Source organism: Rhodococcus baikonurensis (assembly GCF_040489275.1).
Classification (GTDB): Bacteria; Actinomycetota; Actinomycetes; order Mycobacteriales; family Mycobacteriaceae; genus Rhodococcus_F; species Rhodococcus_F baikonurensis.
In genome coordinates this window covers 134378-149189 of sequence record NZ_JBEUOQ010000014.1, presented here as the reverse complement: position 1 = coordinate 149189, position 14812 = coordinate 134378, and the positions used below count along the sequence as shown (strand labels likewise).

Annotated in this window: 14 protein-coding genes; 7 read left to right on the top strand and 7 right to left on the bottom strand. The window is 62.7% G+C overall.

What is annotated here, in order from left to right:
- Positions 1 to 122: 122 nt before the first annotated feature.
- The gene (locus tag ABWI03_RS26690; RefSeq protein WP_298773610.1) at positions 123 to 1958 is read right to left on the bottom strand and encodes a flavin-containing monooxygenase; all 1836 of its coding nucleotides are present in this window, start codon (positions 1956 to 1958) and stop codon (positions 123 to 125) included.
- 213 nt (positions 1959 to 2171) lie between these two features.
- Between ABWI03_RS26690 and ABWI03_RS26685 the strand changes: the two genes are divergently transcribed.
- Positions 2172 to 3716 carry an MFS transporter gene (locus ABWI03_RS26685; RefSeq protein WP_298773608.1) on the top strand — a complete coding sequence of 515 codons (1545 nt, stop codon included), beginning with the start codon at positions 2172 to 2174 and terminating at the stop codon, positions 3714 to 3716.
- Here ABWI03_RS26685 and ABWI03_RS26680 read toward each other — a convergent pair.
- Complete coding sequence (locus ABWI03_RS26680) at positions 3674 to 4819, bottom strand: hypothetical protein (RefSeq protein ID WP_298773606.1); 1146 nt, start codon at positions 4817 to 4819, stop codon at positions 3674 to 3676. The two genes, ABWI03_RS26685 and ABWI03_RS26680, sit on opposite strands and share 43 nt — an antisense overlap.
- 220 nt (positions 4820 to 5039) lie before the next feature.
- Between ABWI03_RS26680 and ABWI03_RS26675 the strand changes: the two genes are divergently transcribed.
- Positions 5040 to 5819: an acetoin reductase gene (locus ABWI03_RS26675; RefSeq protein ID WP_095970851.1), complete on the top strand. Its 780-nt coding sequence runs from the start codon at positions 5040 to 5042 to the stop codon at positions 5817 to 5819.
- A 77-nt stretch (positions 5820 to 5896) separates the two neighbouring features.
- On the top strand, positions 5897 to 7165 hold the full coding sequence (locus tag ABWI03_RS26670; RefSeq protein WP_124569058.1) for a GAF domain-containing protein: 1269 nt from the start codon (positions 5897 to 5899) through the stop codon (positions 7163 to 7165).
- On the opposite strand, the gene ABWI03_RS26665 is transcribed toward ABWI03_RS26670, so the two are convergent.
- Genes ABWI03_RS26665 through ABWI03_RS26655 form a run of 3 tightly spaced genes read right to left on the bottom strand, consistent with a single transcriptional unit; the run spans position 7144 to position 9901 of the window.
- The gene (locus tag ABWI03_RS26665) at positions 7144 to 7788 is read right to left on the bottom strand and encodes a DsbA family oxidoreductase (protein ID WP_234036727.1); all 645 of its coding nucleotides are present in this window, start codon (positions 7786 to 7788) and stop codon (positions 7144 to 7146) included. The two genes, ABWI03_RS26670 and ABWI03_RS26665, sit on opposite strands and share 22 nt — an antisense overlap.
- A gap of 55 nt (positions 7789 to 7843) precedes the next feature.
- The gene (locus ABWI03_RS26660) at positions 7844 to 8497 is read right to left on the bottom strand and encodes a response regulator (RefSeq protein WP_095970848.1); all 654 of its coding nucleotides are present in this window, start codon (positions 8495 to 8497) and stop codon (positions 7844 to 7846) included.
- A gap of 48 nt (positions 8498 to 8545) precedes the next feature.
- Positions 8546 to 9901: a sensor histidine kinase gene (locus ABWI03_RS26655; RefSeq protein WP_095970847.1), complete on the bottom strand. Its 1356-nt coding sequence runs from the start codon at positions 9899 to 9901 to the stop codon at positions 8546 to 8548.
- A gap of 24 nt (positions 9902 to 9925) precedes the next feature.
- Here ABWI03_RS26655 and ABWI03_RS26650 point away from each other — a divergent pair, with 24 nt between their 5' ends.
- Positions 9926 to 10441, top strand: coding sequence for a DUF4352 domain-containing protein (locus ABWI03_RS26650; protein WP_095970846.1), 516 nt, complete (start codon positions 9926 to 9928; stop codon positions 10439 to 10441).
- The gene (locus ABWI03_RS26645; RefSeq protein ID WP_124568954.1) at positions 10438 to 10920 is read left to right on the top strand and encodes a hypothetical protein; all 483 of its coding nucleotides are present in this window, start codon (positions 10438 to 10440) and stop codon (positions 10918 to 10920) included. The genes ABWI03_RS26650 and ABWI03_RS26645 overlap by 4 nt, the downstream gene beginning before the upstream one ends.
- Here the strand turns inward: ABWI03_RS26645 and ABWI03_RS26640 are convergent.
- A complete protein-coding gene (locus ABWI03_RS26640) occupies positions 10895 to 11329 on the bottom strand; it encodes an OsmC family protein (protein WP_095970844.1) in 435 nt (144 codons plus the stop codon). The two genes, ABWI03_RS26645 and ABWI03_RS26640, sit on opposite strands and share 26 nt — an antisense overlap.
- 98 nt (positions 11330 to 11427) lie before the next feature.
- Complete coding sequence (locus tag ABWI03_RS26635; RefSeq protein ID WP_166813264.1) at positions 11428 to 12651, bottom strand: TetR/AcrR family transcriptional regulator; 1224 nt, start codon at positions 12649 to 12651, stop codon at positions 11428 to 11430.
- 340 nt (positions 12652 to 12991) lie between these two features.
- Here ABWI03_RS26635 and ABWI03_RS26630 point away from each other — a divergent pair, with 340 nt between their 5' ends.
- Together ABWI03_RS26630 and ABWI03_RS26625 are read left to right on the top strand one after the other, a co-directional pair.
- A complete protein-coding gene (locus ABWI03_RS26630) occupies positions 12992 to 13981 on the top strand; it encodes an NAD(P)H-dependent flavin oxidoreductase (protein WP_298773595.1) in 990 nt (329 codons plus the stop codon).
- Complete coding sequence (locus ABWI03_RS26625; RefSeq protein ID WP_166813260.1) at positions 13978 to 14757, top strand: enoyl-CoA hydratase; 780 nt, start codon at positions 13978 to 13980, stop codon at positions 14755 to 14757. Before ABWI03_RS26630 ends, ABWI03_RS26625 begins: the two co-directional genes overlap by 4 nt.
- Positions 14758 to 14812 lie beyond the last annotated feature (55 nt).

Below are 14812 nucleotides of genomic sequence, written 5' to 3'. Positions count from 1 at the left end.
CCTTCCCACCCTTGGGCGCCACAATTTCCGCCGACGTGGCGAAGAAGTACGCCCTTCGCTGAACCTGCTGTGCGCCTTTATTAACCGCCCGCGGTTAATAAAGGCGCACAGCAGTTCTCGTTTCAGCTCAGGTGATGCACTTCCTGAAGCCCGTACACCGGCGTCGGAATACCCTCGTAGCGCGCCTTCAACTGCAGCGCGAGGTACAGCGAGTAGTGCCGCGACTGATGCAGATTGCCGCCGTGGAACCAGAGCGCCTCCTGCTGCGTGGGCTTCCACATGTTGCGCTGCTCGCCCTCCCAGGGTCCCGGGTCCTTGGTCGTGTTCGAGCCCAGGCCCCACACCTTGCCGACCTTGTCCGCGGTGTCCTGTCCGATCAGATCGGCCACCCAACCGTTCATCGAGCCGTAGCCGGTCGCGTAGACCACCACGTCGGCCGGCAGTTCCGTACCGTCTTCGAGGATGACGCTGTTCTCGGTCAGTTCACGAATGTTGCCGTGCGCGAGCTTGATGTCTCCGTTGGCGACCAGTTCGGCGGCACCGACGTCGATGTAGTAACCCGATCCGCGGCGTAGGTACTTCATGAACAGACCCGAACCGTCGTCGCCCCAGTCGTGCTCGAAACCGGCCTTCTCGAGGCGATCGTAGAAGTCCTTGTCGCGCTCACGGATTGCGTCGTACACCGGGATCTGGAACTCGTGCATGATCCGGTACGGCAGCGAACCGAACGTGAGGTCGGCCTTGTGCGTCGTCATGCCGGCGGCAAGCGCACGCTCCGAATACAGATCGCCCAGGCCCAGATCCATCAGCGAATCCGATTTCACGATGTGCGTCGAGCTGCGCTGCACCATCGTGACGTCGATGCCGTTTTCCCACAGAGCGCCGCAGATGTCGTGCGAGGAATTGTTGGCCCCGATGACCACAACCTTCTTGCCGACATACTGATCCGGGCCGGGGTGCTTGCTCGAGTGGTGCTGATCGCCGAGGAACTTGTCCTGCCCGGGGAACGTCGGGACGTTGGCCTTGCCGGACATACCCGTCGCCATCACCAACTGCTTGGGACGCAAGGTCAGCTTCTCGCCGTTGCGGTCGACCTCGACGGTCCATTCCTGGGTCTTCTCGTCGAACGACGCCGAGGTGCAGGTCGTGGAACTCCAGTACGGCACCTCCATGACCTTGGTGTACATCTCGAGCCAGTCGCCGATCTTGTCCTTGGGCGCGAACACCGGCCAGTTGTCGGGGAACGGCATGTAAGGCAGGTGGTCGTACCACACCGGATCGTGCAGGCACAGGGACTTGTAGCGTCCGCGCCACTGGTCGCCGGGTCGCTCGTGGCTGTCGATCACGATGGCCGGCACTCCGAGCTGACGCATCCGGGCACCGAGCGCGATTCCGCCCTGCCCACCGCCGACGATCACGACGTAAGGCTGTGTGGTGTAACCGAGTTCGCGGTCCTCGATCTCCTTCTGCTCGGCCCACGTGACGCGATTCGGGTCTGCACCGTGCTTGGCGCCGCGCGGGCGGCGAGTGCCCTTGCCCTCCTCGTGGCCCTTGAGTTCCTGCAATGACGTCAGCAGAGTCCAACCTTCATCGCCCTTCAGACGAAGGTGCCCGTGCGCACGCCCGGTGGCAGTCTCGAATTCGATCCAGGCCGACGTGACGCCGTCGGCCTCGTCGGGCGTCTCGGTGGTCCGGAACCCCGAAGGATCGGTGTCGTCGAGTCGTGCGGAGAGCATGTCGGCGATCTGCTCGCGACCTTCGACGGTCTTGATGTTCCAAGTGAACGACACCAAGTCTCGCCAGAAACTGTCGAGTGCGAATTTGCCTGCAACACGCTCGATGTCACGAGCGGCAAGTGCCGACTCGAAATCCGCCAGCCAGGCATCGACGCGCTCCTGCGGTGTCACCGCCGTCAGCTTCACCTCGTGGGCGACTGCGGAATCGATGGTTTGCGTCATCACTTCTCCTTGTTTGTGAATGTGACACACAGCACATCGCATCAGTGGCCCGGGTCACAAGCGTTGCAGCCTGTTGCAATCCGCCCCACTGTGACCAATCCCTCGATCACAAAACTAGTTGAATAATGCAACGATATGTACGATTCAAACCGCCTTCGACGATGCGCAGCCCTTCGCATCCGGAACCACCCGCGATATGCAAAGGAGACGCGCATGGCACGAGCAGGCGCTATTGCCGAGCGGACGGCCCCCGCCGTACGACCTGGCGGACTTGTCGGCGTACTGGCGTTCATCGGCATCCTCGCCGCACTCATGCAAACGCTTGTCGTCCCACTGATCGCGGAACTACCCACACTGCTGAACACGACCGCCTCGAACGCGTCGTGGGTCGTCACTGCGACGCTCCTGGCGGGCGCCGTCGCTACACCGATAGCCGGGCGTCTCGGGGATCTGTACGGCAAGCGGCGGCTGATTCTGATCTGCACGATCCCGCTCATAGTCGGATCGGTCATCTGCGCAACTGCCAGTTCTCTGATTCCGATGGTGATCGGACGCGGATTGCAGGGCATCTGCGTCAGCCTGATCCCACTCGGCGTCAGCGCACTACGCGATCTGCTTCCGCCGGAGAGACTCAATTCTGCAATCGCTCTGATGAGTTCATCCATGGGAATCGGCAGCGCACTCGGCCTGCCGATCGCCGCGGCAGTAGCTCAGAACGCCAGCTGGCGGGCACTCTTCTGGGGATCAGCGGCGCTCAGTGTGCTGATACTGATCCTGACCTGGTTCTTCGTCCCGGCGACACCGGTACACAAGGTCGGCGGACGGTTCGACCTGATCGGCGCGATCGGGCTCGGAGCCGGCCTGATCTCACTCCTGCTGGCCGTATCGAAAGGCGGCAGCTGGGGATGGACAAGCGGCACCACCGTGAGCTTGTTCGCGACCACGATCATCGTTCTTCTCGGCTGGGTCTGGTTCGAACGACGCACCGACGACCCGCTCGTGGACCTACGTGTGACGGCGAAGCCGCAGGTGTTGCTGACCAATATCGCTTCCATCGCAACTGGATTCGCGATGTACACCCAGTTCTTGATCATCCCGCAACTGCTACAACTACCGGAGTCCACCGGTTACGGCATGGGACAGTCGATGTTGGCGATGGGCCTGTGGATGGCGCCACCCGGATTCGTGATGATGGCGGTCTCTCCACTCGGCGCACGCCTCACCGCACTGCGCGGGCCCAAGTTCACACTCATCACAGGCGCGCTCGTCCTCGCTCTCGGTTACGGATCTTCGATGCTGCTGATGGGCTCGACGTGGGGGCTGCTGATCGTCGCCTGCATCGCCAACGCCGGCATCAGTCTCGCGTACGGTTCCATGCCCGCCCTCATCATGGGCGCGGTCCCGCCGTCCGCCACTGCTGCTGCCAACAGCTTCAACTCCTTGATGCGCTCGATCGGCACGTCTGTGTGCGCCGCCGTCATCGGCGTCGTTCTCGCACAGATGACCATCCAGGCCGATGGCCATATCCTGCCGTCGGAAGCCGGCTTCCGCACCAGTCTGTTGATCGGATGCGGGTTCGCCCTGCTCGCCGCAGCGATCGCGCTGTCGATCCCGTCCGAAAGATGTCTTCCCGCAGCAAAACACCCGTCGAGTCGATCTCCGCTGCAAGCGACTGACCGATACCGGTTGCCCGCACCGTCGTGCGGGCAACCGTGTCACCCCTCGGCAGGTTTCAACTTGCCGAGTCCCAGCGACTGAAATCCCACGACGTAGAACAGCGTCCACAGCACAGCCCAGTCCACGAAACCCAGTGCGTTCCCGTGTAATCCGTCGACGACTGCCGGCTCGTGAAGAATGTGCTCTGCCGCAAAGCGGTAATAGAACAGGAAGGTCACCACCGCGAGCACAAACGTGAGCAGCGCGCGGATCGCGAGGTTGACCCCGTCCGCAAAACCCGTCGGCTTGTTGCCGAAGGCGTTGGCCCAGAAGATCATCCAGAACGCCCAGCACACACCGAGCTGCGCCGGGAACTGATGGACCACGCCACCCAACTCGGCAACAGCATCGCTTCCCACCAGTGCCTTCACGACCGGAAGTGCCACGAAGTACAAGCCGGTTCCCGCGGCGAAGTTACCGATCGTGGCTGCGAGCGCCGTCTTTCCACCACCGCCGAACAGTCGCCACGGCCAGTTGTCGAGCGTCTGACCGGTCAGGATCACGACCACCACGACGCAGTAGAACCAACCGAGCACGGTGTCGACGGTCATCAACGGATCCGTGGCGGAAAGCGACACGGACGGCAGGCCGAACACGAAGTACAGCGCCAGCGTCGGGACGGCGACAAACGCGATCTCACACAACCCCACCAGCGGTTGCTTCATCCCGAGGGAAGTCCACGGCCAGTGCTGCCAGTTCAGGACCACCATCACCCAGGTCCCGAATCCGAAGAGCACGAACAGCGCACCCGCGAAATAACCGAGACCGCCCTCACGATCGGCCGCGAAATCCGGGTACAAGCTCCCCAAACCGTGTGCCAGGAGCCACGTCACCACGACGGCGAAGACCGCGGTCGCGACCATGATCGCCAGCCCCTTCGCCGGCTGCGGGAGTCGATCGAAGCCGGCGAACTCGCAGTTGAAGCCGATGAACACCACAAACAGGATCGCCCAGAAAAGCGCCGCGTTGAACGGCAAAGGATAGAAATTCCACGGGCTGGTGGTCGGATCTGCCAGAAGGTACCAACTCGCCACGGCCAGCACGAGAACGATCACAAGATTGGTGATCCCGAACCCGATCCAGCGGCGTGACGGTGGCCGGTTCGGCGTCGCCGGTTCTGTGGGTGTGTCGACTGTAGCGGTCATGTTCCCTCTCCCAGATTGTCTCGCAAGATGATTCGCGAAGTGGTCGCGCAACTATGAAGCTGTCGCGCGGGGCACCGGGAGGGTTGCCGAGGGTTGCAATCGCAGTCCGATTCTTCGGAATTGCAACACCGTGCAACCCTTCCGCATTGTGGTCGTCGTCACATACAAATCACTCACCGGTTCACGGCTAACCGTTTCACTACCAACGAGGAGAAACTGCATGAGCATCACGGGCAAGGTAGTTCTGGTCACCGGCGCCGGCCAAGGAATCGGACGCGGAATCGCTCTCCGCCTCGCCCACGACGGCGCCGACATCGCACTGGTCGACCTCGATCAGACCAAGCTGGATGCGGTTGCCGACGAGATTCGACAGATCGGGCGTCAGGCGACCACGTTTGTCGCCGACGTCAGCGATCGAGCACAGGTGAACGCCGCTGTCGAACACGCACACAAGGAATTGGGCGGATTCGACGTCATCGTCAACAACGCGGGAATCGCTCTCGTCGGCCCGATCTCCGACGCGACGCCGGAAGAGGTCTCCAAGATCTGGAGCGTCAACGTCGACGGTGTGCTGTGGGGAATTCAAGCTGCAGCAGCAAAGTTCCAAGCGCTGGGACAACGCGGAAAGATCATCAACGCCTCGTCCATCGCCGGCCACGACGGATTCGCCATGCTCGGCGTCTACAGCGCCACGAAATTCGCGGTCAGGGCCCTCACTCAGGCCGCAGCCAAGGAATACGCGTCCGACGGAATCACCGTCAACGCGTACTGCCCCGGCGTCGTGGGAACCGACATGTGGGTGACGATCGACAAGAGGTTCGCCGAACTGACCGGTGCGCCGGAGGGCGCCACCTACGAGAAGTTCGTCGGCGGAATTGCGCTGGGTCGAGCTGAAACCCCCGACGATGTAGCCGGTTTCGTCTCGTACCTCGCCGGGCCCGATTCCGACTACATGACCGGGCAGGCCGGTCTCATCGACGGCGGTCTCGTCTACCGCTGACCGAAGTGTCGTCACTGAGAACGGTGCCTTCGCCGAAAACGGTGCCCTCGCAGAAAAGGCGGTTGCCCGAACCCGCGATGCCACCCGGCGAGGATCCTCGCGACTACGCGAGGACCCTCGCCGCGGTGTACGACGCGACGATGGCCGGAGACCGCGCACCGGCCCGACCCAGGGACGTGGTGCGCCAATCGTGGCAGCGCCTGCGCGAACTCGGTATCGACCCCGAGCACAACCGGGTCGAACCGTCGATGGACGTTGCCGAACTCGATCTCCGTCGTCGTGAGTCCGGACTGTACGACGTGCTCGACGACGTCACGCGTGGACTCGAATCGGTCACCGCAAGCGGTGAGAACATCATGGTCGTAGCGGACCTTCGCGGAACTGTGCTGTGGCGCAGCGGTTCCCATCGCGTACTCGACCAGGCTGCGCGTCTGGGTTTTGTCGAAGGGGCGAACTGGGCCGAGGACAGCGTCGGTACCAACGCCATCGGAACGGCATTGGTGTCACGACAGGCGGTGCAGATCTTCTCGGCGGAACACTATGCGCGTAGCCACCATCCGTGGACATGTGCGGGGGCACCCATCCGCGATCCGCGGGACGACCGTGTCATCGGCGTGGTGGACATCAGTGGTCCGGCGAAGACCGTCCATCCCACGACGCTCGCTCTGGTCGACGCCGTCGCACGCCTCGCCCAATCACACCTGCGGGACAAGCACAGGGACAATCTCGATCAATTACGTTCTGTTGCAGGGCCGATGCTTGCCCGTAGCGGGTCACCCGCATTGGTGATCGATACTCATGGATGGGTCGCAGCGGTCGACGCACTCCCCCATCGCTCGCGCGTGCTGCTTCCCGCAGCTTTGGCTCCCGGCAGAACGTGGTTTCCGGCTCTGGGCCTGTGCGAACTGGATCCGCTCCCCGGCGGGTGGCTGGTTCGTCCGATCACCACCGGCGAGAAAATCACCGCTCCCACGGTGCATATCGATCTGCGCGATTCCGAGAACATGTCGGTGACCGTCACATCCGGGTTCGGCGAATGGGCGTACTCCCCGACCCAGCGCCACGCCGAGATTCTGTTCCTCCTCGGATCGGAAAGACGAGGACTGACTGCATCTCGGTTGGCGCAAGACCTGTTCGGTGACCCGGCCCGCACGGTGACTGCGCGGGCCGAGATGTCACGTCTGCGAAAGAACCTTGCCGGAGTTGTTGCAGCGCAGCCGTACCGGTTCGTCGATGCAGCGCACGTGACGTTGTCCTGCCCCGTGGACGGCGCGCATCTGTTGCCGTTCTCGAACGCGCCGGCAGTACGTGCCGCTCGCCTTACTCAGGCCGGTTCGGAGGCCTGAGTAAGCAACTGCAGAAACACCTCTTCGGGCTGAGCGCCCGACACTGCGACCGCACGGTTGGCAACGAAGAACGGAACACCACTGACCTGGAGTTGGCGGGCCATGGACAGATCCTCGCGCACGGCCTCGGCGGCGGCATCGGAGCCCAGCTGCTCGCGCACCACATCGGCATCGAGACCGACGCTCACGGCCAGCTCGACCAACACCTCACGGTCGTCGATCACCTTGCCGTCGCTGAAGTGAGCCTTGAACAGCGCTTCGAGGAGTTCGTTCTGCCGCTCACCCGCGAGATGCAGCAACCTGTGCGCATCAAAGGTATTGGCGGCGATCACGGTGTCGAAGTCCAAGGTCAACCCGACCTCGGCTGCCGTCGCACTGACATGGGCGAACATCTGACGTACCTGATCAGGCGCCATCCCCTTCATCTCGACCAACGCGTCGAGTTCGGTACGGCCCGCGCCCACCGGGGTCTCCGGAGCGAGCTGGTACGAGCGCCAGATGACGTTGACGCGGTCCTTGTTCTCGAAACGATCCAGAGCCGAAAGGAACCTGGTCTTTCCGATGTAGCACCACGGACAAGCGACGTCCGACCACACTTCGATGGTCACGTCTTGGTCAATCACGATTTGATCAGTCACCGAAGGTGCAACAACGAACAGGGGCGGGATTAGTCCCGAGTCACGTGACCAGGCCACACCGGAACGCGATCAACGACGCACCCACCCGGTTGGGCACGCCGAGCTTGGCGAACAGTGAAGAGATGTGCGTCTTGACGGTGGTCTCACCGAGGTACAGCCGCTCCGCGATGACGCTGTTGGCCGCGCCCGTCGCCAGGATTGCCAGCACTTCACGCTCGCGTTCGGTGAGCGACGCGAGGGGAGTCTGATCGGGGGCTTGCCGACGCGGCGTCGAGGCCACGATGGCGCGCAGAGAATCGCAGCTGAACAACGAGTGGTCGGACGCCACCACTCGTACTGCCTGCTGGAACGCCTGTGGAGCCGCGTCCTTGCTCAGGAAACTGTGCGCGCCCGCCTCGACGGCCTGCACGACCATGTCGTCGACGTCGAAGGCTGTCATCGCAATGACCTTCGGCGGATTGCTCATGGTCATCAATTCTCGGGTGGCCTCCAGGCCGCCGACCCGCGCCATCTTCAGATCCATCAACACAACGTGCGGACGAAAACGCGTGACCTTGGCTGCGACCTGATCGCCGTCTTCTGCCTCGGCAACCACCACGATGTCCGGCGCTGCTTCCAGGATGTCCTTCATTCCGCGCCGAACCCAGGCGTCGTTGTCGACGATCAAAACTGTGATGCGCGAGTCAGCGTCCATAGTGCGCTCAGATTACCCAGAGCCCCCGACAGTGAGAGGGTGGGCGGGCTACGACGACCAGGGCACCCAGCAACTGACGAGGAAATCGTCCCCCAACGCACCGGCCTCGACCTTGCCGCCGATCTCTCGCGCCTGTTCGGCCAGTCCGCGTAGACCTGATCGCGAACCGATCGACGTCATAGGTGCAAGCTCGCTGAGCTTGTTGCGTGCGAGGATGCGGATTCCGTCGTGCGGCGACCCGGTCACCGAAATGACGAGCATCTGGTCGCTCGCGTATTTCTGGACATTGGTCAGTGACTCCTGCACGACGCGATAGCAGACATGCCCCGCCAACATTCCGACGTCACCCGGGAGCAACTCGGATTCGAGACGGCAGTGAATGCCGGCGGCGCGGGCACTGTTGACCAGATCTCCGATCGCGTCGATCCCTTGATGCCCACCGTGTTCGCGACGATCACCATTTCCTCTGAGCACTCCGACGATTCCCTTCAATTCGTCCAAAGCCTCGTGCGCGGTCGTTCTGATCATCGCAGCCGTGTTGACGACCTTCTCGGGATTGTCTGCCGCGCTCACCTGCAGCCCGCCGGCGAACAACGAAATCCGGCTCAAGCTGGCGGCGATCGTGTCGTGCATGTCGCGAGCGATCCGCGTTCGTTCCTCGGTGCGAATCATCTCGTCGCGCATCACGTCGGTTTTCTCGGTGGCCAGATCCCGTACGTGCTCGGCCTCGACGAGTTCGGTCCTGGTCCGGATCAGGAGAGAGAGCGCCACGACGATGCCGACCATGACGGCCGCGACGAGCCACGGGATCCAGATGGCGACGTCGTATTGAACGACTGCCGAACCGTCCTTGGGTTTCATGGTGCCCATCGTGAGAACGGAGTACTCACGATTTCGAAAAGCGTCGTAGGTCAACGAAATTCCGCACACGACGAAGACAGCTGCCGCAGCGGCAGCAAGCCGAGGCCCACGTGCGATCCTGGCAACGGCGAACAACGCGATGAGCGCCGCCGTTGCATCAGTGGGAAAGAACAGCGGCCCGACCAGCGTGATCGCCAGAACCATCCAAGGATGTTGATGGCGCCAGACGAGCGATACCCCGCCCGCCACGCCCAGGACGAACCCGATCCCGACCAGCACCGGTGGCATGTTTCCCGACGAACCGGCGATGCCCACCGTCATGAAGGAACAGAAAAGGCTGAACGCGACGGCGGTGGTGGTCCATACGCGCCGTCGCACAACAGTTCCTTGGGTGGTGATCACCGAGCAAGCGTATCGACCGCCACCGACGCCTCGAATCAGCCGAACGGGTGGACGAACCGCCAGGTTCCGACCGAAAGGATGAGGCGGACCGATCTTTCGGCTGAAGCGGTGAGCAGTCTTCGCATCGTTGACTTGTGCCATACCAACTCTCGAAAGGCGCACATCATGCGATCACTCCGCACTCCCCTCGTCCTCCTCGCCGTCGGCGCAGCCTTGTTCGCAACCATCGCCTCGGGCGAAACAGACGAAGCGAAGAAGGTCGACGACAACGGTTCGTCCACCGCTCCTGCGGCTGCCTTCGGCATCGGTGACGTCGTCGAGCTGGGCGACTGGCGCGTACAGGTACACGGCGTCGTCGATCCTTACGTCTCGACCAATCAGTTCATCACCGCTGATCCCGGAAACCGTTACGTGGTGGTCGACACCGAGGTCACCAACAACAGTGACAAGCCGTCGACTGTCTCGTCGATGATGTGCTTCGAATTGCAGGACTCGGCGAACAAGTCGTACAACATCACGTTCACCGACAGCAGCACGTCGAGTGTCGACGGAGAACTTGCGCCGGGCGCTGCCAAGCGAGGCGAACTGGCCTACGAGGTCCCCGAGGCCGCAACCGGCCTGCGCCTTCAGTTCAAGTGCGATCTGTTCTCGTCCGGCTCGGCAACGATCAACCTGTCGTGAACCGTCCGGGCGATCTGCTGCTGAGTCCGTGGGCGCTGGTTTCGGTGGCGATCATTCTGATCAACGACCACGCACTCAAAGGCGCCTTCGGGAACATGGTGACGGGCAAGCTGTCCGACGTCGCCGGCGTGTTCCTGTTTCCCCTGCTTCTGCTCTCGGTTTTCGAGGTGCTCAGGCGAAACCTGGTGGGGCGAGCAGCGATCGCCTGGTCCATCGCGGTCACGGGTATCGGCTTCGCCGCGGTGAAGGTGGTCCCGCCGATCGGTGACGCGTACGAGTGGGTGATCGGGTTTCTCCGCCTGACCGCAGGAGGATTTCGCGGAGATCTCTTGCCGATCCTGGTCTATCGCGATCCCTCGGACCTGTGGGTGCTCCCGATACTGTTCGCGAGCTACCTGGTCATCACACACAACCGCACTCGGGCGCCGGAGGGGGCGCCCGAGCACGAGTTGATCAGTCCAGGGCCGCATCCAACGTGATGTCGACGCCGGTCAGTGCCTTGCTGACCGGGCAGGTTTCCTTGGCCGCCTGGGCGACCTCGGCGAAGCCGTCGGCGTCGAGGCCGTCGACCTCGGCGCGAACGGTGAGCTTGATTCCGGTGAGCTTGAAGCCGACCGTGTCGGGTCCGAGCGACACGTCCGCGGTGATGTCCAGGCTCTGCGGGGTTCCGCCGGCCTCGGCGATCAGGGCCGACAACTGCATCGCGTAGCAGGAGGAATGTGCTGCGGCGATGAGCTCCTCGGGGCTGGTGGTTCCGCCGGCCTCCTCAGCTGCGCGCTTGGGGAACGACACGTCGAAGGTCGCGACGCCCGAGCTGGTGAGTTCCACCTGCCCCGATCCGGCCTCGAGGGTGCCGTTCCAGGCGGTGCGTGCGGTACGAGTTGGCATTGCTGTCCCTACTTCCGTCTTCACATGATTCGGTGAACGCCTTGCGATCACGAACCTACCCGCGATACGTGACGTCACACCTACTGTTTCGGACGGGACTACCCGAGGAGCGTCGCGGACAGCAGTTTCTCGACGCGGGCCTGTGCGGAGTTCTCCGAGGAAAAGTGCACGATTCTGCCGATGTCGAAGACAAGCCCGAGCGCCGCGTGGACGAGGAAACGCGCTTGGACGATCGTCAACTCCGGCCGTGCCTCGACGCACAGGTGCGCCCATTCCTCGACGTTCAAACGCTGAATGTTGCGCAACTCGGTCCGTGATCGATCCGGCAAGCTGCCGATCTCGGCAAAGTACACGGCCAACAGTTCACTGGTTCCGAACGAAACCTCGACGTACATCTTCGCCAACGTCTCGACGGCTGCGAGAGGAGTCTCGGATTCCGCCAACGCCGAACCCAACGTCATCGTCAGACGATCGGACGCTCGGTGGAAGGCCGCAGCCAGTAGGTCGGCCTTGCTCGCGAAGTGCCGATACACACTCGACGCGTTGATACCCGCCGCGGCGCCGATCTCCTCGATGCTCACGTCGTGATACCCGCGCTGATAGAACAGCAGGACTGCTTCCTGAAGCAGCACTTCACGTTTCGACGTCCGCACGAGGCCGGTTTTGCGTTCGGACGCCGCCGCCCCCGCGCCGCCTTCCACACCGACCGGCAGTTCGACACCGACGACGGACCAGCATGCTGCAAGGATCAGCGCTTCGATCTGCTTGGCGGACAACGCTGATCGATGCCCGGTGATACTGGCGATCACGCTGAGCACAGCGGGTGCGATGAGCTCCACGTCCGCCGGGTCGAGTTCCGGGCGAACTGCGGCCAGCGGCTCGGCAATCCGAAGATTGAGCGTGCGCATTCCCACCCGCAACTGCTCACGATCCTCGTCGACCAGGTAGCGCCCCTCCCATCGGTAGAGACCTCCCCTACGCCGATTCTCGATCGTCGCGCGAATGACGCCCACCATCGTGGAGTTCAACTGCTCGCGTGGATCGTCGTTTCCGTGTACCGCGGGATCGCTGGCATCCAACAACGCCTGAGTCAGGTTGTTCACGGTGTAGACGAACAGCGCGTATTTCGTAGGGAAATGACGATAGAGGGCGGGCCCGGAGATTCCGACCTTCGCTGCGATCTCGTCGATACCCACCGCGTGGTAGCCACGTTCGCTGAACGCTTCCGCAGCAGCGGCCGCAATTTGCGCCTTCCGATTCTTCGGACGCGTCCGTGGTGCAGGGTCGCTGCCACGCACGGAGACGCGTGTCTGTCCGGGCACCTGACCCTCCACTTCCGTTGCTTTCTCTTGCACTGCCTTCGTCCGCTGCACCGCACTTCTACAGGCGTGAGTCCGAACGAATCATGTTAACCGTCACGAAGGTCGCAATTCGCGCCCGGTACAGCTTCACCCGAAACCCTACAACGCAGCTGTCGCGCCGGACGGATTCCGGAAAAAGAGTCTTGACACCCGCTCTCACACCGGTGTTATGTTAGTGACGATTCGCACAGTCTTGCACGTAGTCCGCTAGCGGGCTCGTTCCTCGTGGCACGGAGTTTTTCCTTGCCCACAACAGGGTTCGATGCCGATTGACCGACCGTAAGAAAGTAGTTGTGAGCACATGATTCGCACTCGCTTCACCGAAGTGTTCGGCGTAGACCACCCCATCGTGCAGGGCGGCATGATGTGGGTAGGGCGCGCAGAACTTGTTGCGGCCACGGCAAATTCCGGTGCCCTCGGGTTCCTGACGGGTCTCACCCAGCCCACACCGGAAGACCTCGTCAAGGAAATTGCTCGCACTCGCGATCTCACGGACAAGCCCTTCGGTGTCAATCTCACTATTCTGCCGTCGATCACGCCACCGCCGTACGCCGAATATCGCCAGGCGATCATCGAATCCGGAATCAAGATCGTCGAGACGGCCGGTTCGAATCCGATCGATCACCTTCCGCATTTCAAGGACGCGGGTGTGAAGGTGATCCACAAGTGCACTGCAGTTCGTCACGCGGTCAAGGCCGAGAGACTGGGCGTCGACGCCGTCAGCATCGACGGATTCGAATGCGCCGGGCACCCCGGCGAGGACGACATACCGGGGCTGATTCTGATTCCGGCTGCCACGCAGCAACTCACGATTCCCGTGATCGCCTCGGGCGGAATCGCAGATTCTCGTGGACTCGTCGCGGCCCTCGCGCTGGGCGCGGACGGCGTCAACATGGGAACTCGATTCATGTGTACCGTGGAATCCCCTGTAGCGCAATCGGTCAAAGAACAGATTGTCGCCAACACCGAACGCGACACCAAGCTGATCTTCCGGACCCTCCACAACACCGCACGCGTGGCCGCGAATGCGATCAGTGCCGAAGTCGTCGACATCGAGGCGCGCGGCGGCGCACAGTTCAGTGACATTCAGCATCTGGTCGCCGGAGCGCGCGGACGCAAGGTCTTCGAAGACGGCGATCTCGACGCGGGCATCTGGTCGGCCGGCCAGAGTCAAGGCCTGATCAACGACATCCCGACGGTTTCCGACATGATCGACCGCATGGTCTCGGAGGCCGAACACATCATCACCTCACGGCTTTCCGGATTCGTCACCGCGGTGAGTGCGGCATGACCGCCACCGCCGAGACGGGCTTCCGCTCCGAGATCACCGACGGTGTACTGCGATTGACTTTCGACCGCCCCAAGCGGATGAACGCGATCGACCTGCCCACGATGAGCGCTTTCGCCGCCGCCGTCCGAGACGGCGGCGCAGACCCGGCAGTTCGTACCATCGTCATCACCGGCTCCGGTCGAGCATTCTGCACCGGCGCCGACCTCGCCGCAGCTGCGGTCAACCCCGCAGACCCGAAGGTCGTCATGGATGCGGCGACTTCGCTGATTCGCGCCGTCACCAGCGCCCCGGTCCCGGTGATCGCCGCGGTCAACGGCCCCGCCGCCGGCGTCGGAGTGTCCATCGCTCTGGCTGCGGATCTGACGTACGCAGCATCGAGCGCGTACTTCCTCCTCTCGTTCGTCAACATCGGCCTGATGCCCGACGGCGGCGCCAGTGCGCTGGTACCGGCAGCGATCGGACGGGCCCGCGCGGCCGAGATGGCATTGCTGGGCGAGCGGGTCTCCGCCGACGACGCAGAGCGTTTCGGGCTCGTGTCCCGCACCGTCTCCGACGAAGATTTCGCCACACACATCCAGTCGATCGCCGATCGAACGTCCAAGGCTCCCCGCCGTGCCCTCGAACTCACCAAAAGAGCGCTCAATGCGGCTACGTTGGATCGCCTCGACGCCGCGTTGGAGCTCGAAAATATCGGGCAGGCAGAACTTCTCACCGGTGACGATTTCAAAGAAGGCGCGACGGCGATGCTTCAGAAGCGCGCACCGCAGTACAAGTAATCCTGCGAATTTTCGTTAACAAAACCCCTGTGCACATCGACGGCTCACTGTAGCC